At 28.3% G+C, this 25,399-nt stretch carries 24 protein-coding genes; 18 read left to right on the top strand and 6 right to left on the bottom strand.

The genetic code is table 11. The features are described 5' to 3' along the window. The coding region (locus R5Z65_RS06190) for a sporulation transcriptional regulator SpoIIID (RefSeq protein WP_317367864.1) at positions 1–161 on the top strand (161 nt) is incomplete at its 5' end. Between the two features lie 33 nt (positions 162–194). On the opposite strand, the gene R5Z65_RS06185 is transcribed toward R5Z65_RS06190, so the two are convergent. Next, positions 195–965 (bottom strand): endonuclease/exonuclease/phosphatase family protein, encoded by a 771-nt coding sequence (locus tag R5Z65_RS06185; protein WP_317367863.1) that lies wholly within the window; start codon positions 963–965, stop codon positions 195–197. Positions 966–992: 27 nt separating this feature from the next. Beyond that, a complete protein-coding gene (locus R5Z65_RS06180; protein ID WP_317367861.1) occupies positions 993–1,571 on the bottom strand; it encodes a chemotaxis protein CheC in 579 nt (192 codons plus the stop codon). Positions 1,572–1,730: 159 nt separating this feature from the next. Between R5Z65_RS06180 and R5Z65_RS06175 the strand changes: the two genes are divergently transcribed. The 5 genes from R5Z65_RS06175 to R5Z65_RS06155 all read left to right on the top strand — a co-directional run bounded on the left by R5Z65_RS06175 (position 1,731) and on the right by R5Z65_RS06155 (position 6,835). Further along, positions 1,731–2,387, top strand: a complete 657-nt coding sequence (locus R5Z65_RS06175; RefSeq protein WP_317367859.1) for a gamma-glutamyl-gamma-aminobutyrate hydrolase family protein — start codon at positions 1,731–1,733, stop codon at positions 2,385–2,387. 26 nt (positions 2,388–2,413) lie between these two features. Then, complete coding sequence (locus tag R5Z65_RS06170) at positions 2,414–3,271, top strand: mechanosensitive ion channel family protein (RefSeq protein WP_317367858.1); 858 nt, start codon at positions 2,414–2,416, stop codon at positions 3,269–3,271. 4 nt (positions 3,272–3,275) lie between these two features. Then, entirely contained in the window at positions 3,276–3,455 is a 180-nt protein-coding gene (locus R5Z65_RS06165) for a DUF951 domain-containing protein (RefSeq protein ID WP_317367857.1), read from the top strand. Positions 3,456–3,527: 72 nt separating this feature from the next. Next, positions 3,528–4,583 (top strand): 2-oxoacid:acceptor oxidoreductase family protein, encoded by a 1,056-nt coding sequence (locus R5Z65_RS06160; protein ID WP_317367855.1) that lies wholly within the window; start codon positions 3,528–3,530, stop codon positions 4,581–4,583. A gap of 11 nt (positions 4,584–4,594) precedes the next feature. Next, a complete protein-coding gene (locus R5Z65_RS06155) occupies positions 4,595–6,835 on the top strand; it encodes a transketolase C-terminal domain-containing protein (RefSeq protein ID WP_317367853.1) in 2,241 nt (746 codons plus the stop codon). A 46-nt stretch (positions 6,836–6,881) separates the two neighbouring features. Here R5Z65_RS06155 and R5Z65_RS06150 read toward each other — a convergent pair whose 3' ends face one another. From R5Z65_RS06150 to R5Z65_RS06135, 4 genes are all read right to left on the bottom strand, one after another. Beyond that, positions 6,882–7,616, bottom strand: coding sequence for an FAD-binding oxidoreductase (locus tag R5Z65_RS06150; RefSeq protein ID WP_317367851.1), 735 nt, complete (start codon positions 7,614–7,616; stop codon positions 6,882–6,884). A gap of 149 nt (positions 7,617–7,765) precedes the next feature. Beyond that, positions 7,766–8,056, bottom strand: a complete 291-nt coding sequence (locus tag R5Z65_RS06145) for a spore coat protein (protein WP_317367849.1) — start codon at positions 8,054–8,056, stop codon at positions 7,766–7,768. 9 nt (positions 8,057–8,065) lie between these two features. Next, a complete protein-coding gene (locus tag R5Z65_RS06140) occupies positions 8,066–8,248 on the bottom strand; it encodes a hypothetical protein (protein WP_317367847.1) in 183 nt (60 codons plus the stop codon). A 71-nt stretch (positions 8,249–8,319) separates the two neighbouring features. Beyond that, positions 8,320–9,210 carry a DMT family transporter gene (locus R5Z65_RS06135; RefSeq protein ID WP_317367845.1) on the bottom strand — a complete coding sequence of 297 codons (891 nt, stop codon included), beginning with the start codon at positions 9,208–9,210 and terminating at the stop codon, positions 8,320–8,322. A 134-nt stretch (positions 9,211–9,344) separates the two neighbouring features. On the opposite strand from R5Z65_RS06135, the gene pyrE reads away from it, so the two are divergent. From pyrE to spoVAD, 12 genes are all read left to right on the top strand, one after another. Further along, positions 9,345–9,998 (top strand): orotate phosphoribosyltransferase, encoded by a 654-nt coding sequence (pyrE, locus tag R5Z65_RS06130; RefSeq protein WP_317367843.1) that lies wholly within the window; start codon positions 9,345–9,347, stop codon positions 9,996–9,998. A gap of 103 nt (positions 9,999–10,101) precedes the next feature. Beyond that, positions 10,102–12,048: a copper amine oxidase N-terminal domain-containing protein gene (locus tag R5Z65_RS06125; RefSeq protein WP_317367841.1), complete on the top strand. Its 1,947-nt coding sequence runs from the start codon at positions 10,102–10,104 to the stop codon at positions 12,046–12,048. A 65-nt stretch (positions 12,049–12,113) separates the two neighbouring features. Further along, positions 12,114–13,565: a nicotinate phosphoribosyltransferase gene (locus R5Z65_RS06120; protein WP_317367840.1), complete on the top strand. Its 1,452-nt coding sequence runs from the start codon at positions 12,114–12,116 to the stop codon at positions 13,563–13,565. A gap of 154 nt (positions 13,566–13,719) precedes the next feature. Then, positions 13,720–14,364: a stage II sporulation protein R gene (gene spoIIR / locus R5Z65_RS06115; RefSeq protein WP_317367839.1), complete on the top strand. Its 645-nt coding sequence runs from the start codon at positions 13,720–13,722 to the stop codon at positions 14,362–14,364. A 221-nt stretch (positions 14,365–14,585) separates the two neighbouring features. Further along, positions 14,586–19,112, top strand: coding sequence for a glutamate synthase large subunit (gene gltB, locus R5Z65_RS06110; RefSeq protein ID WP_317367838.1), 4,527 nt, complete (start codon positions 14,586–14,588; stop codon positions 19,110–19,112). 85 nt (positions 19,113–19,197) lie between these two features. Continuing rightward, the gene (locus R5Z65_RS06105) at positions 19,198–19,884 is read left to right on the top strand and encodes a class I SAM-dependent methyltransferase (RefSeq protein WP_317367837.1); all 687 of its coding nucleotides are present in this window, start codon (positions 19,198–19,200) and stop codon (positions 19,882–19,884) included. Continuing rightward, the gene (locus R5Z65_RS06100) at positions 19,875–20,681 is read left to right on the top strand and encodes a Nif3-like dinuclear metal center hexameric protein (protein ID WP_317367836.1); all 807 of its coding nucleotides are present in this window, start codon (positions 19,875–19,877) and stop codon (positions 20,679–20,681) included. The genes R5Z65_RS06105 and R5Z65_RS06100 overlap by 10 nt, the downstream gene beginning before the upstream one ends. A gap of 12 nt (positions 20,682–20,693) precedes the next feature. Further along, the gene (locus R5Z65_RS06095) at positions 20,694–22,361 is read left to right on the top strand and encodes a nucleoside kinase (protein ID WP_317367835.1); all 1,668 of its coding nucleotides are present in this window, start codon (positions 20,694–20,696) and stop codon (positions 22,359–22,361) included. A 298-nt stretch (positions 22,362–22,659) separates the two neighbouring features. Further along, positions 22,660–23,286, top strand: a complete 627-nt coding sequence (locus R5Z65_RS06090) for a stage V sporulation protein AA (protein ID WP_317367834.1) — start codon at positions 22,660–22,662, stop codon at positions 23,284–23,286. After that, positions 23,273–23,704 (top strand): stage V sporulation protein AB, encoded by a 432-nt coding sequence (locus tag R5Z65_RS06085; RefSeq protein WP_317367833.1) that lies wholly within the window; start codon positions 23,273–23,275, stop codon positions 23,702–23,704. The genes R5Z65_RS06090 and R5Z65_RS06085 overlap by 14 nt, the downstream gene beginning before the upstream one ends. Before the next feature lie 9 nt (positions 23,705–23,713). Further along, positions 23,714–24,172, top strand: a complete 459-nt coding sequence (spoVAC, locus tag R5Z65_RS06080; protein ID WP_317367832.1) for a stage V sporulation protein AC — start codon at positions 23,714–23,716, stop codon at positions 24,170–24,172. Between the two features lie 10 nt (positions 24,173–24,182). After that, positions 24,183–25,190, top strand: a complete 1,008-nt coding sequence (gene spoVAD, locus R5Z65_RS06075; RefSeq protein ID WP_317367829.1) for a stage V sporulation protein AD — start codon at positions 24,183–24,185, stop codon at positions 25,188–25,190. The last annotated feature ends 209 nt before the right edge of the window (positions 25,191–25,399 follow it).

Here is a 25,399-nt window from a genome sequence, read left to right as displayed (position 1 = left end):
TACATAAAGATGTCACAGAACGATTATTAACTATAAACCCTAATCTTGCTAATAAAGCTAAAAAGGTTTTAGACCTTAATAAGTCTGAAAGGCATATAAGAGGTGGATTAGCTACAAAAGAGAAATATTTATCAAAAGGTATAGGTATTTATATAAAATAAAAAAATAACTGGTTAATATAACCAGTTATTTTTTTAATATAAATTAGCTACAACAGGGAAGTGGTCTGATATATATTTATTATTAAAACTGTTTCTTAATATGTTAACATCTTTAACATTAATATGGCTATTTACAAATATAAAATCTATTTCTAGTTCTTTGGAATTAGAATTTACACAAAAATCTGCATCAGATGTAAAAGTACCTCTAGGATTAAAATTAGAAATAACTTTTACTTCAGAAAAAATATTTGACATATTTTTATAAACAATATCAGTTGTAAAAGAATTAAAATCTCCCATTAAGACAAAAGGATAATCTTTATAATATTTAGATAGTTTATCTAGTATAAGGTTAGCACCATATATACGAGCTTCTTCTGAAAGGTTATCAAGGTGAGTTACAGAAAATACAAATTTTTTGTTACTTGCTTTATCTAAAAGCATAACCCAAACACATATTCTTTTACAACCAGCACCATTGTAATATGAAGGGATATTAGGGGTTTTGGAAAGCCAAAAGTAACCGCCATTTATTTTATCAAATCTATCTTTTTTATAAAATATTCCATTATATTCATCTTTGTTAGTATTACCATCTCTTGATATTCCAAAAAAATCATATGTAGGTATCTTTTTTATACTTTCCAATTGATGAGGTAAAGCTTCTTGAATCCCTAAAATATCAAAACTTTCTAATTGTATCATATTTAATATATGTTTACATCTTTTATCCCAACCCCAGTTGCTATCTCCTATATTATCGTATCTAATATTATAAGTACAAGTTTTAATAGTATTCACAACTACCTCCACGTTAAATACTAAAAATTATTTTACTTCTGGTATAAGCATAAAAAATCCAGTTAAATCTGTGCTATCTTCAGAATCTTGGCTAAAAGTAGATTCTATAAATAAAACTCTATCAGCAACACGTCCAAATTCGATAGCAGGCACACTTAATATAGCTCCTGCCATATCAACAGATAAAGAAGGAACAGATTGATTTATTTTATAGTTCATAAGCTGAGATAAAGCAGTAAGGTAAGAGCTTGTAAGTATATTACCAATCTCTGTAAGCATAGAATAGTCTATTTCATCAAATTCTGTAAAATTATTTTTATCTCTACCCATAATTTCTTTAGCAAGGGTACAAGCAGATTTTTCAGTCATAAGATACATCATAATACCATCTACATCACCACTAATACCAACTAATAAGCCAGCTATTAAAGCATCAGCACCACCTATAATATCAGCAAGGTTTTTAAACTCTGGCATCTTAACAGTAGGAACAGTCATAGATATACGTTGATTAACAAGGTTTGATAAGCTAGTAGCAGCATTACCAGTACCAATATTTGCAACTTCTTTTAGCATATCTATATCCATTAAATTTAAGTTACTCATAATAAACTCCTTAAGTATTTAATCAATTTACATTAATTACAAATTATAGTATAATAATTTTAACATAAAAACTAAACTTTGAAAACTATTTTATAAAAAATAATAATATTTTTTTTATAACATAATAAATATAGTAGTATATTAAAATAAGGAGGCTTTATGAAAAAATTTATTTTAATAGTTCCTTCTAACGATAGCGAAAAATTTTTTATTAACAAAAATTATATAAAAAATGTAAGAGATTTTAATATACCTTATTATATAAGTGATTATAATATAAAAAATATAGATTATAATAACATAGGTGGTATTTTATTAACAGGTGGTGGAGATATAGACCCAGCATTTTATAATGAAAAAAAGCATTGTAAAACAAATGATATCTATATAGAAAGAGATATGTTTGAAATAACTTTATTAAAAGATGCTTTTAAAAGAAAAATACCTACACTTGCTATATGTAGAGGTGCTCAAATAATAAATGTTGCTTTTGGTGGAAATATTAACCAACATATAGATGGACATATGCAAAAAGAGGATAAAAGTATTTATACACACAATATAAATATAGAAAAGTCATCAAAGTTATATGATATAATAAAAAAAGATAGTATAAAGGTTAATTCTATACATCATCAAGTTATAGATAGAGTTGCTAAAAATTTTATGGTATGTGCAAAATGTGGAAATATAATAGAGGCTATAGAGTGTACTGATAAACAATTATTTTTTGTAGGCGTACAATGGCACCCAGAGGCATTATATGATGAAGATAGTAAAAAAATATTTACACATTTTATACAAAGTATAAAATAAAAATACAAAAGAAGAAGGGACTAACGATGAATAAATTAAATGAAAAAGTTATGGCTATAAAAAGTTTAGATTGGCTTATAGAGTTAATAGCAGACATAGGTTTAAGTGTTTTACAGGTAATAATAGCAGGTGTTACTATAAAAATTTTAACTTCGTTTATTAGAAAATCTCTAATGTTAAATAACAAATTTACAGAAAGAAAAAGACAAACACTATCGGAGGTATTAGCAAGTGTTGTTAAATATACAGTCTGGTTTATTGCTATATGCAGTGTACTTACAAATTTTGGTGTAAATGTTACATCATTAATAGCAGTAGCAGGAGTTGGTAGTGTTGCTATTGGTTTTGGTGCACAAAGCTTAGTTCAAGATATTATAACGGGTATGTTTATATTATTTGAAGACCAGTTTGGTGTGGGAGATATTATAACTGTTGATAGGCTAACAGGTACAGTAGAGAGTATAGGACTTAGGAGTACAAAAATAAGAAGTGCAGATGGAGATTTACATATTATACCTAATGGTATTATAAAAATAGTAACTAATATGTCAAAGGAATTTAATAGAGCAACAATAGATATAGGCGTTGCTTATGAGGAAAACATAGACAGGGTAATATCTATTATGAAAGATGAAGTAGAGCTTATATTTAAAAATAAAATGATAGAAGGTCTTATAGCATCTCCAAAAGTGTTAGGTATAATAGATTTAGCAGATAGTTCTGTTATTATAAGAATATTAGCAGATACAGAAATAGGAGAAAATTGGCAAGTAGAAAGAGAAATAAGACGTTTTATTAAAAAACGTTTTGATAAAGAAAATATTAATATACCTTATCCTAAGAGAATTGTAGAAATAGTAGAAAACAAAAGAAAGGAAGTATAAAAATATGGAATATTTAATAGGAGATATTGTACAAACTAAAAAACCTCACCCTTGCAAAAGCTATCAATGGGAGGTAATAAGAGTTGGAGCAGATTTTAAAATGAAATGTTTAGGTTGTGGACATATAGTTATGCTGCCAAGGACAAAGTTTGAAAAGGCAGTAAAAAAGAAAATAGAAAAATAGTAAAAAAATGAATAAATTACCCTTTTAAAATAAATAATAAGTTTAGTTATTTATTTTGAAAGGGGTTTTTTTATGAGCTTTAAAAAAGATTATTTTGAAATAAGGCTAGAAAGTATAGGAGGGCTTGGAGCAAACCTTGCTGGAAAAATATTGGGAGAGTATGGTGCATTATATTTAGGGCTTAATGCTTCTAGTTTTTCAAGCTATGGTTCGGAAAAAAGAGGCTCACCAGTAAAGGCATATATAAGATATGCAAAAGAAAATATACCAATAAGAGTAAATAGTCCTGTACAAACACCAGATATACTAGGTATTTTTCATATAGCTTTAGCAGACAAGGAAAATGTAATGGCAGGGGTGTCAGAAAATACAGCTGTTGTTGTAAATACAGATAAAGAGGCAGACGAAGTTAGAGATATATTAAAAATGTATGGTGGCAAACTTTATTGTGTAGACGCTCTTAATATAGCTTTAGAAACAAAAAGCCGTGTAAATATGGTTATGCTTGGAGCAATAGCAAAAACTAATGATTTTATGTGTATAGAAAAGCTAGAGCAAGCTATAAAAGATACAATAGGCAAAAAATATCCTAAAGCTTTAGAGCAAAATTTAAATGCTATAAGGCGTGGATATGAAAATGTTAAATGCAAAGAGATAAAGCCAGATGATAAATATGACTATATAGTAGCAAAAGATATAGAAAGAGCCTGGGGTTATAAAAATGCTCCAATAGGGGGGATAAACCCTTGTTTTGGAAGTAGTATATCAAATGATATATCTGCTAGTAGAGAAGGATATGTCCCTATATTTATAAAAGATAAATGTATAAACTGTGGTCTTTGTGATAGCACTTGTCCTGATATTGCTTTTCAATTTGTAAAAGGAGAATATAAAGGGAAAGAAAGTATGGTAAATTTAGGTATAGATTATCATCATTGTAAAGGGTGTATGAGATGTACACAAATATGTCCTACCAATGCATTAGAGCCAAAATTAGAGAAAGATGTAAATATATTTAAGCAGCATATAAGAAATAAAGACTTGATAGTAGATAAGCTAGACTTTGAAAAAGTAGGTGCTAGCTCTTTTGTAACTAGTGAAAGCTATAAAGAAGATACCAATATTTAAGGAGGGGTTGTATGCTTAAACAAAAAGTTATATTTGAAAGTGGTAACGAGCTTGCAAGTATTGCCTGTAAACAGATAAACTATCATATAATGGGATATTATCCTATAACGCCATCTACACAAATAGCAGAAAATTTAGACCTTATGAGAGCAGATGGAGAGAGCCAAACAAAACTAATAGCAACAGAGGGAGAGCATAGTGCAGCAGGTGTATGCTATGGGGCATCAGTTGGGGGAGGTAGAGTTTTTAGCGCTACAAGTGCTAATGGACTTTTATATAGCTTAGAGCAACTTCCAGTACAGTCTGGCACTAGGTTTCCTATGGTTTTAAACGTTGCTTGTAGGACTGTATCTGGACCTTTATCTATAAAAGGGGACCATAGTGACATAATGTATGCCTTAAATACTGGTTGGATAATACTTTTTGCTAAAGATAATCAAGAGGTATACGATTTTAATATAATAGGATTAAAATTAGCAGAAAAGGTAAATTTACCAGTTATAATAGCTTTTGATGGATTTTTTACAAGCCACCAAAAGAAAAAAGCGCATATTTTTGATAGCGATAAAGACATACAAAATTTTATAGGAGAGTGTAAAAGAGAATATACTGCTCTTAATATGGATAGTCCTATAACAATAGGCTCTTATATGAACGAGCCAGATTTGATGAATAACAAATATCAATTAAATTTAGCTATGGAAGAAGCCAAAGAATATTTACCAAAACTTTTTGAAGAATATAAAGAAATATCTGGTAGAGAGTATAAGACATCGGAAGGATATTTAACAAAAGATGCAGATGTATTAATATTTGCCTTAGGCTCTACTTTTGAAACTGCTAAAGAGGCAGTAGATAAAATGAGAAAAGAGGGTAAAAAAGCAGGTGCATTTACACTTAAAGTTTTACGCCCTTGGATAGTAAATGATATATATGAAATGTGCAAAGATACTAAGCTTTTAATATGCCTTGATAGACAAGATAGCTATGGTGCTAGTGGGGGAAATATGAGCATAGAAATAAAAGCTAGTTTGCAAGAAAAGGAGCTAAACACAAAAGTAATAACTCGTGTATATGGACTTAGTGGTAAAGATTTTTATGTAGAAGATGCTATTAACCTTTTTGAAGAGGCTTTTTCTTGCCTTGAAGGTAATGAAGTAAAAAGATTTGATTATTTAGGAAAATATGAAGGGAATATAGAAAAAGAAAATACTAAGTTTTTTGAGCCTTTAAAAGCAGAAGATACAAAGCTTAATATAACAAAAGTGCAATATAATGAAGATACAAAAACATTTAATGTTACAGGTGGTAGTGTAAAAGATATAACAGCTATGCCTAAAAGAATATCTCCAGGACACGGAGCTTGCCCTGGTTGTGGTATACCTGTTAACGTAAATCTTTTATTAAGTGGCATAGAGGGTAATGTAGTTTTACTTTTTCAAACAGGATGTGGAATGGTTGTTACTACATCTTATCCTAAAACATCTTTTAAGGTAAATTATGTTCATAATCTTTTCCAAAATGGTGCTGCTACATTATCTGGACTTTTAGAAATGTATAAGGAAAAACAAAAAAGAGGAGAAATGCCTAATGATGATATAACTTTTATAATGGTTTCTGGTGATGGTGGACTTGATATAGGTCTTGGCTCTGCTTTAGGAAGTGCTATAAGAAACCATAATATGATAATATTTGAATATGATAACGGAGGATATATGAACACAGGCTATCAATTATCCTATTCTACACCAAAAGGTGCAAAAAGCTCTACAAGTCATATAGGAGAATGTGAATATGGTAAAGAGATGTTTCATAAAGATAACCCACAAATATTTGCAGCAACCAACATACCATATGTTGCAACAGTAGCAGAAAGCCATATACCAGATTTTGTAAGAAAAGCAAGAAAAGCTCAAGAATACAGTAAAAAATTTGGACTTTCTTATATAAAATGTTTATCTGCTTGCCCTTTAAACTGGGGAGATGAGCCAAAATATGAAAGAAGTGTAATAGAAAGTGCAGTAAAAAGTTGCTATCACCCATTATATGAAATAGAGCACGGTATAACTACTATAAATTATAACCCCGAAGATAAAGGAGAAAAACTAAGTATTACAGATTATTTGTTTAAAATGGGAAGAACAAAACATTTAAAAAATGAAAAATATAATAGTATAATAGAAAGTGTGCAAAAAGAAGTTGATAGAAGATGGGAAAGGCTAAAGGCTAGAGCAGAAAGCCCTTATTTATAATAAAAACCACCTGTTTAACGGGTGGTTTTTATTATTACAAGTAATATTAGCTAAAACTTTCGTAATTGATTTTATTTTGTGGTACACCAAGCTCTAAAAGATTTTTTTCTAATAGTTCCATAAATATTGGAGGGCCACAGAAGTAAAAAGCACCATTTAAAGGCAAGTTATCTTTAATCCAGTCTTTTGTAACAAAACCTTCTACATCATAATTTTTACCGAGAGTATCTGTATTTAAAGGATTAGAATAAAAAATAGTGTTTTTTAAGTTGTTTTCTTTACAGATATTTTCAACATCAATAGCAAAAGGGTGCATACTAGAATTTTGAACCGCTTGTACAAAATGTATATTTCTATCTTTTGCATTAGCTAAAAGTATAGATAATAAAGGGGTTATGCCAATACCACCAGATAATAAAATAATAGGAGTGTCTTTAGGTAAATTTTCATCTAATACAAAAGTACCATTAGGATGCATAGCTTCTATACAATCTCCAACTTTCAAATTGTTATGAAGATATGTACTCATTAACCCACCATCTATTTTTTTTACGCTTATTCTATATATTTCTTCATTAGGTAAATTTGAAAGGCTATATGTTCTAATAACATCTTTCATTTTGGTATCATTTGTTTTTATTTTAAAAGGTAAAAATTGACCTGGTGTGTGTTTAGGTAATTTTTCATTATTTTTTGATTTAAAGTAAAAAGATTTTATTGTATCACAAACATCTTTTTTTTCTATTAATACTAGTTCTTTAAAGCCATTCCAATTATTCATATAAACACCTCCATAAACAATAATTATTATTATATGATAATTATACTTAACAAGAAACTATATGTCAATAAAAATGTTTAAATATTATAATATAAACTTTTTGATATTTTATATAAAAAAAGTTGGTTAATATTAACCAACTTTAAGAATTATTTTAAAACAGGTATAGGCCCTGCACCATTTTTAGCCGTAAGAGCTTGTGTTAATTTGCTTTTTAATGTTTGTATTTCATAGTCTGTATCTTTAGGTGACGGTATATAATATCCTTTTTTTTCTGCAAATTTGTACAAATTATATTGAGATTCTTCGGCTTCATTTCTCATTTGTTGAAAAATTTGTCTTAAATTTAAGTCGCTACATTCTGTTATCATTTTTGCATAGCTAATTATACTAGCTTTTAAACCTGTTAAAATATCTAAAACCATATCTTTTTCGTTCATAATAACCTCCTACAATAATTGTACTAACTTTTGGGCAGATTGTTCTGCCTTTAGGCTAGATGATTTAAACATTTCTTTAAGCTCTGGTTCACAGGCTTTTGTAGCATAGCAAGATAGCTTAGAAGCTATAGTTATATGGTTAGACACACATTCTCTTATTGCATTTATTTCCATTTGATTTAAGTTAGACATATATTCACCTTCTAAAATTAAAATATTTTATGTAAATATTTTAACCATAAAATAAATATATATACTTATGTTTATTTATTTTTATTATTCATAAAAAACATAAATATAGCAACAGAGCAAATTATAAAATATCCTATAAAGCTATATATATCAGGTTTTTGGTTAAATACTAAATATCCTAATATGCCAGAAAATATAATTTGAGAATAATCGAAAATAGATATTTCTTTAGCAGGTGCATTTGCATAGGCTGCTGTTACAGCAAATTGACCAAGACTTGCAAAAATACCAGCAAGTAATAAATATATTAACTGCTTTATAGACATAGGGTAAAAATTTAATAGAACAAAGGGTAGAATAGTTAAACAAGAAAAACAGGAGAAAAAGAATACAATAAAAGGACCTTTTTCACCTCTAAGGCTTAAAAACCTTATCATAGTATAAGCAATACCAGCACACATTGCACCTAAAACACCTACTAATGCAGGTAAACTATTAAGAGTTGTTTTAGGTAAATTATTATTTAGTATTCCTATTATAATATTTGGATTAATAATAAATAAACTACCTAAAAATGCTATTAATATAGATAAAACTTGCCATAGCTTAATTTTTTCTTTTAAAATAAAAAATGAAAAAATAATTACAAAAAATGGAGCAAGTTTATTAAGCATAGTAGCATCAGACAATATTAAATTTTGTATTGAATAATAGTTAAATATTATACCAAGTGTGCCAAAGGAAGCTCGTAATACTAATGGGAGGATATTTTCTCTTTTACATTTAAACCCTATGTTAGATTTTTTTATAATAAAAAATGCAAAAATTAAAGAAACTAAATTTCTAAAAAAACTTTTTTGCATAGAAGGTAAATCTCCAGATAGCTTTACAAAAAGGCTCATAAGAGCAAACCCTAAAGCCGATAATATAATAAAAAATATTCCTTTATTTTTATTTGTCATAATAAACTCCTTTCTTAAATACAGTAACATTTTATAACAAAAATAAAAAAAAGTAAATTAAACATTGTAAAATTTTAAAAATGTATTATAATTAGTTTATATAACTTAGATTTCATTATATTGGAGGATAAAAAATGAGCTATAAAGATGAGTTTATTAAATTTATGTGTGACTCTGGTGTTTTAACTTTTGGTGATTTTGTAACTAAAAGTGGAAGAAATACACCATATTTTATTAATACAGGTAATTACAACACAGGAGAGCAAATAAATAAATTAGGATATTTTTATGCAAAATGTATGGAAGAAAACGGAATAGATAGCAATGTGTTATTTGGCCCTGCATATAAAGGTATACCGCTTTGTGTAACAGTTGCATCTGCTTTATATAAAGACTATAACAAAAACTTAAACTATTGTTTTAATAGAAAAGAAGCTAAAGACCACGGCGAAGGTGGTGTTATGGTAGGATATAGCCTTAAAGATGGGGATAGAGTAACTATTATAGAAGATGTTATTACAGCAGGTACTGCTATAAGAGAAAGTTTACCTATCTTAAAAAATTCGGCTAATGTAACGGTAGATTCTGTTATTATATCCGTTGATAGAATGGAAAAAGGTAACAATGAAAAATCTGCTATACAAGAAGTTTATGAAGAATTTGGTATAAAAGTATACCCTATTGTTACTATTATAGATATTATAGAGGCTATTAAAAATGATGTAATAGACGGTAAAGAATATTTAGACAAAATGATAGCTTATAGAGAAAAATACGGTATAAAATAACTTGTAACCTAAATGTAATAAATATGTTATTAATTGGAAATGTTACAAGCTACAATATATGATATAATTTAATTGTATTATAATATGAAAGGAAATGAAATATATGGTTAATAAAATAAAAAGATACGCTATATCCTTAGCATTAATATTAACAATGTTAGTTCCTAGCTTTAATGTTTTTGCAGCAGAGCCTGTGTACGTTAAGCTAAATGGTTTACTTATTGCATATGATGATGCACAGCCACAAATTATGAACCAAAGAGCTATGGTACCTTTTAGAAAAACAGCAGAAACTCTTGGGGCTATTGTTGAGTGGAACAAACAAACAGAAACAACTACTCTAAGAAAAGGCGACAGAGTTGTAGTACATACTATGCGTACTAACATTGTAACAGTAAATGGTAAAGCATCTACTTTTGACACACCTTCAGCTGTTATACAAAATAGAATGATGATGCCTGTAAGAATGCTTAGCGAGGCTTTAGGCAATCCAGTAACTTGGGATAATTCTACAAGAACTGTAAATATTATTGCAGATGAACCTACTGTTTTAAACATTGTGCCAGATAAAACAACTGTTAATAGTGGAGAAAAAATAAATATTGCAGTAACAACAAGCAACATAACAGATAGAATAAAAATTTTAGACATAAATGAAAACAATAATATTATTGCAGAAGCTAATACATATAGTACTAATGCAGATGGAACAAGGTTATTTTCTATTCCTTGGACGCCTAATGTTACAAAAAGTGTATTTAAATCTTTAAAAGCTGTACCTGGAAATTTAACTACATATAATGAAGACCCTAATGCTTATAAAGTTTGTGCTATTAGTGTAAATGGTAATATAAAACCTAAAATTACATCTTTTACAGCAGATAAAAAAGAAGTAGGTAGAGGTGATAAGGTTAAATTAGTTATAGAGGCTAATGCTAATACAGACAGAGTAAGAATAGATTCTTCTAAAAAAGAAAGATTAATTGAATTATATAATTACAAACTAGTAGATAATGATAATAGCCGTAGAGTTTTTGAAACAGAGATTACTATGGAGGATAGAGGGGATATAGAATTTAAAGCATACCCTGGTAATTCTTCAACTGGATATGAAACTAATTATGAAACATTAAAAATAAATGTTGGTGGTGCTGGTAGTGGCAACTCAAATGATAAACTTAAAATATACGATACATTTATTTTAAATGACGATGTATATATAGATGAAACTATTAGTATTATTGTAAAAACATCATCAGATATTGATAGAGTAGAAGTATTAGATGAAAATGATAGAATTGTAGACGAAACAAGATTTGCAGATATAAAAAATAGTAGTGGGTATATTTGGGAAATGGATATACCTGTTAAAAATAGTGGTAGAAACAGATTTTATGTAGCTGCATATAATAAGGATAAAGAAAAAGTAAAAGAAAATCTAAGCTTTAGTGCTTCTACATATAGTAGAGGAGATTTAGTTATACTAAATACTAAACAAAGAGATATTGGTGCTGTATCTGGAGATAATGTTAAATTTATAATTAGAACAACAGGTGAGGCAGACCATATTAAAGTATTTGAAGGTAGCCAAGAGTTGACAAAAGTTACTAACTATGATAATGATGGCTCTATTAGAGAATGGGAAGCAAGAGTTACAGTAACAACATCTAATAAAGATAGGTTAAAAGTTGTAGCTTATGATAAAAATGGTAAAGAAACATCTACAAAACTAAATGTTTATTTAGATAGACAGGATACTGGTAAAATATATGATTATAACTTAAAAACACCTGAAGTTTATAAAAATGAATATATAAGAATAGCTGTATATACTAATAAAGCTATATCTAAAGTTTGGGTAGAAGATAATAAGGGTGCTAGAATAGCATATGAAACTTCTTATTCTAGTGTAAGTGGAGATGAATACACTTGGGAGCTTAAATTTCCAGCAGAAGAAGTTGGAAGTAGCATAAGATATACTATATATGCTCAAGATGAAAATGGTAAAAAATATGATGAAACATTTAGAGTTCGTGTAAACAGAGAATAAAACAATTTTTTAATATTTTGATTAAGCCTACCTTTTTTGGTAGGTTTAATTATATGGAGGACGTTATGAATAACAATTTAACTCTTATGACAGACCTTTACCAGTTGACAATGATGCAAGGATATTTTGAAGATAATAAACATAACAAAAAGGCTGTTTTTGATATGTTTTATAGAAAAAATCCAAGTAATAATGGGTATGCAATAGCTTGTGGGCTAGAACAAGTGGTAGATTATATAAAAAATATAAAATTTGATGATGAAAATATCAATTATTTAAGAAGTCTTAATATATTTAAAGAAAACTTTTTAGAATATTTAAAAACTTTTAAATTTACAGGAGATATTTATGCAATACCAGAAGGTACAATAGTATTTCCTGGAGAACCTTTAATAAGAGTAAAATCTACTATTATAGAAGCTCAGTTTGTAGAAACAACTATATTAAATATAATAAATCACCAAAGCCTTATAGCTACAAAAGCGGCAAGAGTGGCTTGGGCAGCAGAAGGTGATGTTGTTATGGAATTTGGTCTTAGAAGAGCACAAGGTCCAGATTCTGGGACATATGGTGCTAGGGCAGCCGTAATAGGTGGGTGTACATCTACTAGTAATGTGCTTGCTGGTAAAATGTTTAACATACCTATATCTGGTACACACGCACATAGTTGGATAATGAGTTTTAAGGACGAGATAACAGCATTTAGAACTTATGCAGATATTTTTCCTAATAGATGTATATTACTAGTAGATACATATGATACCTTAAAAAGTGGTGTACCAAATGCTATAAAAGTTTTTAAAGAAATGAAGGAAAAAGGTATAGAGCTTAAAAATTATGGTATACGTTTAGATAGTGGAGATTTAGCATATATATCAGATAAAGCTAGAACTATGCTTGATAAAGAAGGCTTTAAAGATGCTATTATAGCTGCATCTAGCGATTTAGATGAAAATATTATATCTTCATTAAAACAACAAGGTACGAAAATAAATGTTTGGGGTGTTGGTACAAATCTTATAACATCTAGTGATTGTCCTGCTTTTGGTGGTGTTTATAAGCTGTGTGCAGAAGAATTTAACGGAGAAATGTTGCCAAAGATAAAATTATCAGAAAATCCAGATAAAGTTACTAATCCTGGTATTAAAAAAATATTTAGACTTTATGATAAGGCTACTAATAAGATAAAAGCAGACCTTATTTGCCTTGAAGATGAAACTATAAATGAAAATGAAGATTTAACTATTTTTCACCCTATAAATACTTGGAAAACAATGACGTTAAAGGCTAATGAATATTATACAAAAGAGCTTTTGCAACCAGTATTTTTAGACGGAGAATGTGTTTTTGAAAAAAGAGAAACTATGGATATAAAAAAATACTGTGAAGAAGAAAAAGCAAGCCTTTGGAATGAATATAAAAGGCTTATAAACCCACATATTTTACCAGTAGATTTATCTTTAAAACTATACAACCTTAAAAAAGATATGATAGATAATATAAGAAAAAATAAATAGATAAAAAACTCCTTTTAAAAGGAGTTTTTTATCTATTTATTTTAATACATTATATTTAAAAAATTAAGTATAAAAAATGTTTATAAAAGTTATGTATATATTAGAAAAATATGGTAATAATAAATATAAGATTAGTTTTTAAGGAGAAAATATTATGAATATATTAAAAAGAGAAAAAAATATATTATTATTATCAATATTTATAGGAACATTTATAACGATGGTATTTATGCTATTTACAAAAAGCTATTCATATAATATACAAAAAGGTATAGCAGATGAAGTTATTAGGTTACACGTTTTAGCAAATAGTGATGAGGACTACGACCAACAATTAAAAATAAAAGTAAAAGACGGTATAGTAAAAATGCTAGAAAACCAATTACATAGTAGTATGTCTAAAGATGAAACAAGAATAATTTTGTTACAAAACTTGGATAAAATAGAGAAAAAGGCAAAAGAAATAATAATAGAAAATGGATATAGTTATGATGTTAATGCTAAAATATCTTTTGATAATTTTCCTACAAAACAATATGGAGATGTTGTTTTACCTGCTGGAGAATATGAGGCCTTAAAAGTAGAGATAGGTAATGCTAAAGGTAAAAACTGGTGGTGTGTTATGTTTCCACCATTATGCTTTGTAGATGCTAGTGTTAAGGAAGTGCCTAAGGAAGATAAAGAGCTTTTAAAAAGTATTTTAACAGATACAGAATATGATATAGTAACAAAAGCAGAAGATAAAAACAACATACCTATAAAAATAAAATTTAAAATAATTGAAATGTGGCAAAAATAAATTTTCTGAAAAATGAATTTAAATAAAAAAATAACTGCAAAAATAATACTAAATTTATTTATAAGTCTATTAAAATGAATTAAATTTTAAAATAAAAGTCAAAAAAGTATAAATTTATTGATTTTTTAATAAAAATATATTAAAATAATTGATACAACATATTTATTAAGATTATATGGTTAAAGTTTAATATATATTAAAAATAGAAAGGGTGAATTTTTATGAATTATAGTTTACCAAAAAAACAAGGACTTTACGACCCACAATTTGAGCACGATAACTGTGGAATAGGCTTTATTGCAAATATAAAAGGTAAAAAAAGCCATAATATAATAACAGATGCTATAAAAATACTTAAAAATCTTACTCATAGAGGTGGAGTTGGCAGTGAAGAAGATACAGGTGACGGTGCTGGTATTTTAACTCAAATACCTCACAAATTTATGAAAAAGGTATGTAAAAATGAGGGCATAGATTTACCTAAAGAAAAAGAATACGGTATAGGTATGTTCTTTTGTTCTCACAATCAAGATATAAGAGAAAATACTGTAAAAAGGCTTAAAAGTATAATAGAAGAAGAAAATCAACAAATATTAGGTTTTAGGGTAGTTCCTACATATAGCAAGTGTATTGGAAAATCATCTAAAAATTCTATGCCTTATATTATGCAAGTGTTTATTAAAAAGGCAGATAATTTAAAAACAGAAGAAGATTTTGAAAGAAAGCTTTTTATAATATCTAAAAGAGCAGAAAAAGAAATAAGATATAATAAAGATAATAATGACCCTTATTTTTACTTTACATCTTTATCTTGTAAAACTATTGTATATAAAGGTATGTTAACTCCAGAACAGGTAGATAAATTTTATATAGATTTATTAGATTTAGATTTTGAAAGTGCTTTAGCTCTAGTTCATTCACGTTTTAGTACAAACACGTTTCCTAGTTGGGAAAGAGCACACCCTAATAGATACCTTATACATAATGGAGAGATAAATACTATTAGAGGTAATGTAAACTGGATAAAAGCTCGTGAAAAAATGTTTGAAACAGATGTTTTTTCAGATGAAGATTTAGAAAAAATATTACCAGTTATAAATGAAGACGGTAGCGACTCTGCTATGCTTGATAACTATATACAAATGCTTAATCTTTGTGGGTATAGCTTGCCTAAAGCTATTATGATGGCTATACCAGAGCCTTGGGAAAATGATGATAATATGAACAAGGAAAAAAGAGATTTTTATGCATATAATAGTTTAATGGGAGAGGCTTGGGACGGACCTGCTGCTATTGGTTTTACAGATGGAGATGTAATAGGTGCTACTCTTGATAGAAATGGATTAAGACCTGCTAGATATTATGTAACAAATGACGATTATTTAATATTATCATCAGAGGTTGGTGTTTTACCTATAAAAGAAGAGAATATTGTTAAAAAAGATAGGCTTACACCAGGTAAAATGTTGCTTGTAGATACTAAAAAAGGTGAAATTATTGAAGATAGTGATATAAAAGAAAAAATAGCAACAGAAAATCCTTATGGAGATTGGCTTAAAGATAATTTAGTATGTTTAGATGATATAGAAAATGCACAAGTAGAAGATAAAGAAAGTTTAGATTTACTTACAAGACAAAAAGCCTTTGGATATGTAAAAGAAGATATAGAGCTTACTATAAAAGATATTGTAGAAAAAGGAGAAGACCCAATAGGTGCTATGGGTAATGATGCTCCACTTGCAGTATTTTCTGAAAGAACACAGCTTTTATATAATTATTTTAAGCAGCTTTTTGCACAGGTTACAAATCCTCCAATAGATGCTATAAGAGAGCAAATAGTAACAAGTACTATATCTTATCTTGGTAGTGAAGGTAATTTATTAAAACCTAATAGTAAAAATTGTAAAAGATTAAAGCTTGATACGCCAATACTTACAAATGAACAATTTGCAAAAATAAAAAATCTTAATAAAGATTTTAAAGTGGCTAATATATCAATAGTTTATAATAAAAATCAAATTACTATGAAAGATGCTATTGATAACGTGTTTAGGCAAGTTGATGAGCAAGTTAAAAATGGTGCTAATATATTAATTTTATCGGATAAAGGTGTAGATAAAGACAATATGCCAATACCTTTATTATTAATATCTTCAGGTGTACACCATCATTTGATAAATACAGGGAATAGAACAAAAACAAGTATAGTTTTACAATCTGCAGAGCCTAGAGAGGTACATCATTTTGCACTTTTAGTAGGGTATGGTGCTAATGCTATAAATCCATATTTAGCTTTTGAAACTATAGAAGATATTTTTGAAGATGGAAAAAACTCTATAAAAACTTATTCTAAAGCTGTTACAAAAGGTATTATAAAGATAATGTCTAAAATGGGTATATCTACACTTCAGAGTTATCAAGGAGCACAAATATTTGAAGCCCTTGGTATATGTGAAAATGTTGTGGATAAATTTTTTACAAATACTACAACAAGAATAGGTGGTATAGACTTAGAACATATAGAAAAAGAAACTAGAATAAGACACGATGAAGCCTTTTTAAATAATGAAGACTTATTATATGGTGGAGATTACAAATGGCGTAAAAATGGGGAATACCATATGTTTAACCCTCAAACTGTAACGTTGCTACAAAAAGCAGTTAGAGAAGGAGATTATAACATATATAAAGAATATGCCAAAATTATGGATAGTCATAACGAAGGACTATGTACTATTAGAAGTATGCTAGATGTACGTTTTGATGATAAGCCTATTAACATAGATGAAGTAGAAAGTGTAGAAAGTATTGTAAAAAGGTTTAAAACAGGGGCTATGAGCTATGGCTCATTAAGCCAGGAAGCACACGAATGCTTGGCTATTGCTATGAATAGATTAGGTGCTAAATCTAATAGTGGCGAAGGTGGAGAGATACCAGAAAGATTTGTACCTATGGAAAACGGAGATTCTAAATGTTCTGCTATAAAACAAGTAGCATCAGGACGTTTTGGTGTATCTATAAATTATTTACAAAATGCCGTAGAAATACAAATAAAAATGGCACAAGGAGCAAAACCTGGAGAAGGTGGCCATTTACCAGGTAAGAAAGTATATCCTTGGATAGCTAAAGCAAGAAACTCTACACCTGGTGTTTCTCTTATATCTCCACCGCCACACCACGATATATATTCTATTGAAGATTTGGCACAACTTATACACGATTTGAAAAATGCTAATAGAAATGCTAGAATAAGTGTAAAATTAGTTAGTGAGGCTGGTGTTGGTACTATTGCTGTTGGAGTTGCAAAAAGTTTAGCAGATGTTATATTAATAAGTGGATATGATGGTGGTACAGGTGCAGCTCCAAGAACAAGTATAAGACACGCAGGGTTACCTTGGGAGCTTGGACTTAGCGAAACTCATCAAGCATTATTGCTAAATAACCTTAGAAATAGGGTTGTTTTAGAGGCAGATGGTAAAATGCTAACAGGTAGAGATGTTTTAGTATCTTGTTTACTTGGTGCAGAAGAGTTTGGTTTTTCCACTGCTCCATTAATAACAATAGGGTGTGCTATGCTTAGAGTTTGTCATATGGATACTTGTTCTGTTGGAGTTGCTACGCAAAACCCTGAGCTTAGAAAAAGATTTAAAGGTAAGCCAGAGCACGTAGAAAACTTTATGAGATTTATTGCTATGGATTTAAGAGAGCAAATGGCAAGGCTAGGCTTTAGAACAATAGAAGAAATGGTAGGGCGTGTAGAAAAGCTAGTGCCTAAAAAGGTAGATAACTATAAGGCTAAAACAGTAGATTTATCAAGTATTTTGTACCAACCAAAAGGTAGTGTATCAGATAAAGAAAGATTTTTTAACACTCCACAAAACCATAATATAGAACAATCATTTGATTATAATACATTATTAAAATTATGTGAACCAGCTATATATGAAGATAAAGTGGTTAATGCTAGATTTAATATAACAAATACTAATCGTGTTTGTGGAACAGTTTTATCTAGTGATATAACAAAAGTAAAAGGTGAGCAAGGGTTAAAAGATGATACTATAAATCTAACTTTTGAGGGTTCTGCCGGTCAAAGCTTTGGTGCATTTTTGGCAAATGGAGTTACAATGAAAGTTTTAGGAGATTGTAACGACTATGTAGGTAAAGGGCTTAGTGGTGGTAAAATAATAGTTACACCAAGTGAAAAAAGTAACCTTGTTCCAGAGGAAAATGTTATAATAGGTAATGTAGCTTTATTTGGAGCTATAAAAGGTGAAGCTTATATAAACGGTATAGCTGGAGAACGTTTTTGTGTAAGAAATAGTGGTGCTATAGCTGTTGTAGAGGGTATAGGTGAGCACGGATTAGAATATATGACAGGAGGTAAAGTTTTAATAATAGGTAAAACTGGTAGAAACTTTGGTGCTGGTATGAGTGGTGGTATATCTTATGTTTACAACCAAGATGGAAATTTTTCTGATAAGTGCAATATGGAGCTTATTCTTTTAGAAGAGCTTAATAATGAAGATAAAGAAGATTTAAAACAAATGTTGCAAAATCATTATAAATATACAAATAGTCAAAAAGCTAAAAAACTATTAGATAATTTTGATGTAGAAATAAATAAATTTATAAAAGTTATACCAAAAGCTTATAAACAAGTTATAGAAAATATAAAATTAGCTAAAGAAGAAGGACTATCTGAAGATGATGCTATGATGAAGGCATTCCAAAATGCTATAAAATAATGTTGTTTTTAATTTAAATTTGTGTTAAAATGTACTCATATTTTATGGGTACATTTTTTAAATTAATAAAATAAATGAGGTTAATATGGAATTATCTTATAGATTAAATAAAATAGCACAAAAAGTTACAAAAAATGGTATTATAGCAGATATAGGTACAGACCACGCATATATACCAATTTTTTTATACAAAAATAATAAAATAAAAAGTGGTATAGCCTGTGATATATCTAAAGGTTCTTTACAAAAAGCTAAAGATAATATTAAAAAATATAACCTACAAGATAGTATACAAACAAGGCTTGGAAATGGATTAGAAAAAATAAATTTGCAAGATAGGGTTGATACTATTATTATAGCAGGTATGGGTGGTATGCTTATGATAGATATTTTACAAAATGGAAAAGATATAACAGAAAATGCAAAGGAACTAATACTGCAACCACAAAAAGATATAGACAAGGTAAGAAAATATTTACATAATAATAATTTTAAAATAATAGACGATGAAATGTTAAAAGATGATGGTAAATATTATACTATAATAAAGGCTATAAAAGGAAAAGAAGATGTTTTATATAAAAATGAAGAATATATATTTGGAAAGTTTGAAATAGCTAATAAATGCAAAATTTTAAAGGAATATATAGAAGACCAAGTGTATAAAATGGAAATAGTTTTAAGAAATATAAAAAAAACTAATGTGGAAAGCCGTATTTTAGAAATAGAAAAAAATATAAAAATGTATAAGGAGGTTTTAAAATGTCTGTAAAATGCAGTGATATTATAAATATTATGGAAGAATATGCAAACCCTAATTTAGCAGAAGATTGGGACAATGTAGGTCTTATGGTAGGAGATGAAAACAAAATAATAAGTAAAATATTGGTAGCTCTTGACATAGATGATAAAATAATAGATGAGGCAATAGATAAAAAATGTGATATGATTATAACTCATCACCCATTTATTTTTAAAGGGATAAAATCTATAAAGGCATCAGATACACTAGGCAACAGGATTATAAAGCTTGTAAAAAATAATATTTGTGTTTTTTCTGCTCATACTAATTTAGATATAGCTATAAATGGTACTAGCGATACATTTGCAAAGCTTTTAAATCTTGAAAAGGTTAGCAATTTGTTTGAAAAAGATAATAGCCTAGTAGGTCTTGGTAGAGTAGGAGAGCTTGAAGAGACTATCCCATTTAGTAATTTAATAGAAAAAGTAAAGGGAATATTAAATTTAAACAAGTTAGTAGTATCTGGTGATTTAGGTTCACCTATTAAAAAAGTGGGTATATGTACTGGTGCTGGTGGTGAGGTAGATTTTATGTTACAAGCTATATCTAAGGGTTGTGATGTATACATAACAGGAGATATAAAATATCACAATTCTCAAGTAGCTAACGACTTAGGCTTATGTCTTATAGATGCAACACATTATGCAAGTGAAGCTATTATTGTACCTGTTATATGTGATTACATAAATAGTTGTTCAAGAAAGCTTAATATGAATATAGAATGTATTACATCTAGTGTTAATGGTCAAACGTTAAATATTGTATAAAGGGGGTCTTTTATGAAAGATATAAACGTAAAAATAAGATATAATAATGAACAAATTTTACAAAAAACATTAAAAGCAGGTACTACCTTGTATGATATAAAAGAAGAAATTAAAGATAAGTTTAATTATCCTATATTTTTAGCAAAAATTAATAATGAAAATATTGAACTTTTAAAAGAAATAGATGAAGATTGTGAAATAGAGTTTTTAGATATAACAAATAAACATTCTTATTTAACATATAAAAGAAGTGTATCATTATTAATGATAAATGCTATAAGAAATATTTTGGGAGAAGATACAAGGATATTTATAAAATATTCTATTAATCAAAACTGGTTTTGTGAAATAGAAAACGTAGAAATAACTCAAGATTTACTAGATAAAATATCAAATTATATGATTAATACAGCCATACAAAATAAGCCAATTAAAAAAATAAATGTACCTACTAATGAGTGTATTAAGCTTTTAAATAAATACAAAATGTATGATAGGGCAAATGGTCTTAGTTTTGTAAGAAAGTCATCTATAAATTTATATAAACTAGAAGATACATATGATTATTTATACGGGCATATGGCAATAGATACAAAAGATTTAACTGGATTTAAACTTATAAAAAATGAAAATAATAGTTTTACATTAAACTTTTTAGATAGAAATAATCCTAAAGAACTTGCAGAGTATAAAAATATTAAAAAGTTAATAGAAGTTTTTGAAGAATCTGCTAGTTGGGCAAAGATTATAGGTATAGATTATGTTGGCTCTTTAAATAAGGCCATATGTGAGGAACGTATAAAAGATATTATATTAATATCTGAAGCTTTACAAGAAAAGAAAATAGCAAATATTGCAGATATGATAACAAAAAATAATAAAAAAGTAGTTTTAATAGCAGGGCCTTCATCTTCTGGTAAAACAACTTTTGCTAACAGGATATGTGTTCAGCTAAAAGTAAATGGGATAAAACCATATGTTATATCTTTAGATAATTATTATTTAAATAGAGATGATGTCCCTTTAGATGAAGATGGTAAGCCAGATTTTGAATGTTTAGAATCTTTAGATGTTTTAAGGATTAACAAAGATATGGAAAGTCTTACAAAAGGAGAACCAACAGAAATACCTAAATTTAATTTTATAACAGGTAAAAGAGAAAAAGGTAAAACTATAACATTAAAAGAAAATGAAGTAATAATTATAGAGGGGATACACGGACTTAATGAAAAAATAAGCCAAAACATAGATAAAAAAGATAAATTTAAAATATTTATAAGTGCTTTAACTCAACTTAACATAGATAGCCATAATAGAATATCTACAAGAGATGCAAGGATTTTTAGAAGGCTTGTAAGAGACCATTATTTTAGAGGTTTTGGTGTTAATAAAACTATAAAAATATGGTCTGATGTAATTAAAGGTGAGGTAAAAAATATATTTCCATTTCAAGGGGAGGCAGACGTTATATTTAATTCGGCATTAATATATGAACTAGCAGTTTTAAAACCTTTTGCCGACCCTCTATTATATAAAATAACAAAAGATGAAGAAGAATATAGCGAGGCTACAAGGCTTATAAAATTTTTAGATAGTTTTTTACCTATAAGTTGTTTAGATTTTATTCCGCCTAATTCTATTATTAGAGAGTTTATAGGTGGTAGCTGTTTTGAACATTAGTTATTAATATAAAAAGGCATATTGATTTGTTCATTATGTCTTTTTTTATTTAAGTACAGTTAAGATATAAATTATATTTTTAAAGGAAAAATTATTAATGAATAAATTTATAATTTTTGTAAAAAATATTATATATATTAATTATAAGGAGGGATATATATTTTTTTTAAGTATAAATTTATATTAATATTAGTACTTATTGTTAGTATAGTATGTTTAATATATTTTACAAGTAGTAATAAAAAAGAAGAATATAATGGGACATTTGTTAAAGTGGGTGATAATATTGGATATATATGTGAAACCATTTAAAAAGGTATCTTTATCTGAAGTAAAAAAAGTTTATATAAAAGATATTGCAGAAGTTTATGCTCCAGATGAAATATTAAAGAGAGTAAAAAATATAAAAATAATGGAGATAAAAGAAGAAGACCAAAAAAATTACTTAATATCCATTATTGATATAATAAACGCATTAGATAAAGCTATGCCTGGATATACTATAAATAATGTAGGAGAGATGGACACCGTTTTAGAATATTCTCCAGTAAAAGAAAAAAATAAATCTTTTATTAAAACTTTAAAAGTGATAGCAGTTACAATAATACTTTTAGCAGGGTCTACAACAGCAATTATGAGCTTTCACTCTGATGCACAAATGTCTAAAGTGTTTGAAAATTACTATTATATATTTTTTAATGAGAGGATAGAAAACCCTATGATTTTGGATATACCATATTCTATTGGATTAGCCGTTGGTATAATAGTATTTTTTAATCACTTTATGGGTAAAAAGATAACAACAGACCCAACGCCAATAGAGGTAGAAATGTCTACTTATGAGGCAAATGTTACAGATAATGTTATAGATACATTAAATGTAGAAAAGACAAAAGGTGGTAATAATAAAGATGGAAATATTTAAATATATTTTGGTTGTAATACTGGCTTTTGCATCTGGTGTAATAATATCTGGTGCCGTTTTTGCATTTATAACAATAATAGGTGTAGTGCCAAGGCTTGCACAAAAAACAAGGACAGAAGATAAAATAAAGCTTTATGAAGAGGCAATTATATTAGGTGGTATTATTGGTACATCGTCTATGATATTTAATTTTTATTTGCCAATAGGCAAAGTTTTTGTAGTTTTATATGCTTGTTGTATTGGCATATTTTATGGCTGTTTAGCAGTGTCTTTAGCTGAGATATTAAATGTTATACCAATACTTACAAGGCGTGGTAGGGTACAAACAGGGCTTAAATATTTTATAGTAGCAGTAGCTATAGGAAAGCTAATAGGCTCTATAATATATTCTAGAATACCTAGTTTTTATTATATGTAGGAGGACATTATGGAAAAATCTAAAAAACAACAACAGCTTGAGCAACAATACCAACAAAGAGTAAAGGAACTTTCGCCTAATAGCCATATAGGAAAAGATTGTTTAAGGGCATTTTTAGTAGGTGGACTTATTTGTACAATTGGACAAGTTATAATGAATATGCTAGATAAGTACGGACTATCTAAAAGTGAAACTGGTATGTATACCTCTATGGTACTTATATTTTTAGCATCTTTACTAACAGGCCTTGGGCTTTACCAAAAAATAGGACACTTTGCAGGGGCAGGTTCTATAGTACCTATTACAGGGTTTTCAAATTCTGTTACATCTCCTGCTTTAGAGTTTAAAAAAGAAGGATTTATACTAGGACTTGGTGCAAAAATATTTATTGTAGCAGGGCCAGTTATATTATATGGTACACTTGCGTCTGTTTTAGTTGGACTTGTATATTATTTTGTGAAATATTAAGGAGATATATATGGGCAAACATATTGGTAAACAATCGGCAATATTTGATAAAGATATTTTTATAATAAATACAGCATCTACTGTAGGGAAAAAGGAGGGAGAAGGACCTTTAAAAGACTATTTTGATGTTATTTTAGAAGATAGTTTATGTGGAGAGGATAGTTGGGAAAAAGCAGAAAGCAAAATGGTAAATGAAAATATGAAGCTAGTTATGCAAAAAGAAAAATTGCAATTTAGCGATATAGATTATATATATGCAGGGGATTTATTAAACCAAAGTAGTGGTTCTAACTATGCTATAAGAGATTTAAATGTACCATTTTTTGGTATATTTGGTGCTTGTTCTACAATAGGGGAAGGAATGGCTCTTGGTGCTATTAATATAGAAAGTGGAGTAGGAAGAAAGATACTTGTAGGTGCATCTAGTCATTTTTGTGCAGCAGAAAAACAGTTTAGGTTTCCTTTAGGACTTGGTACACAACGTCCACTAACTTCTACCTGGACAGTAACAGGAGCAGCAGCCTTAATTTTATCAGATACAGGTAAAAGCATAAAAATAAAAGGAATAACAACAGGTAAAATAGTAGACTTAGGTATAAAAGATGCTAATAATATGGGAAGTGCTATGGCACCAGCAGCAGCTGATGTTATTATAAATAATTTAAAAGATTTTAACATACAACCAGATTATTATGATATGATTTTTACCGGAGATTTAGGCTATGTAGGAAAACAACTTACAATAGAATTGGTACAAAAAGCAGGGTATGATATATCTAAAAACTACACTGATTGTGGTATAGAGATATTTGATAAAAATACACAAGATACTCATAGTGGTGGGAGTGGTTGTGCTTGTGCTGGCACAACTTTTGCAGGTATGATATATGATAAGCTAAAAAAGGGTGAGCTTAATAGAATTTTGTTTATACCAACAGGAGCTTTAATGAGCCCTACAAGTATACAACAAGGAGAAAGTATAGCAGGTATTGCTCACGGTATAATTATAGAAAGATAGTACTAAAAGCCGATATTTATATCGGCTTTATTATTACAATTAAGGTATGGCTTATATTTTTGAATAAAAATTATATATGTGTTTTTATATTAATTTTTATGGAAAAAATATTTAGGAATACCTATTTTTAGGTACAAAGTAGCTAAAAAATTGGTTATTACAATTAAGGTATGGCTTATATTTTTGAATAAAAATTATATATGTGTTTT

This window comes from uncultured Tyzzerella sp., assembly GCF_963558545.1.
GTDB lineage: Bacteria > Bacillota > Clostridia > Lachnospirales > CAG-274 > Tyzzerella.
Note: the sequence above shows the minus strand (reverse complement) of the source record. Positions and strands in the feature narration are given on the sequence as shown.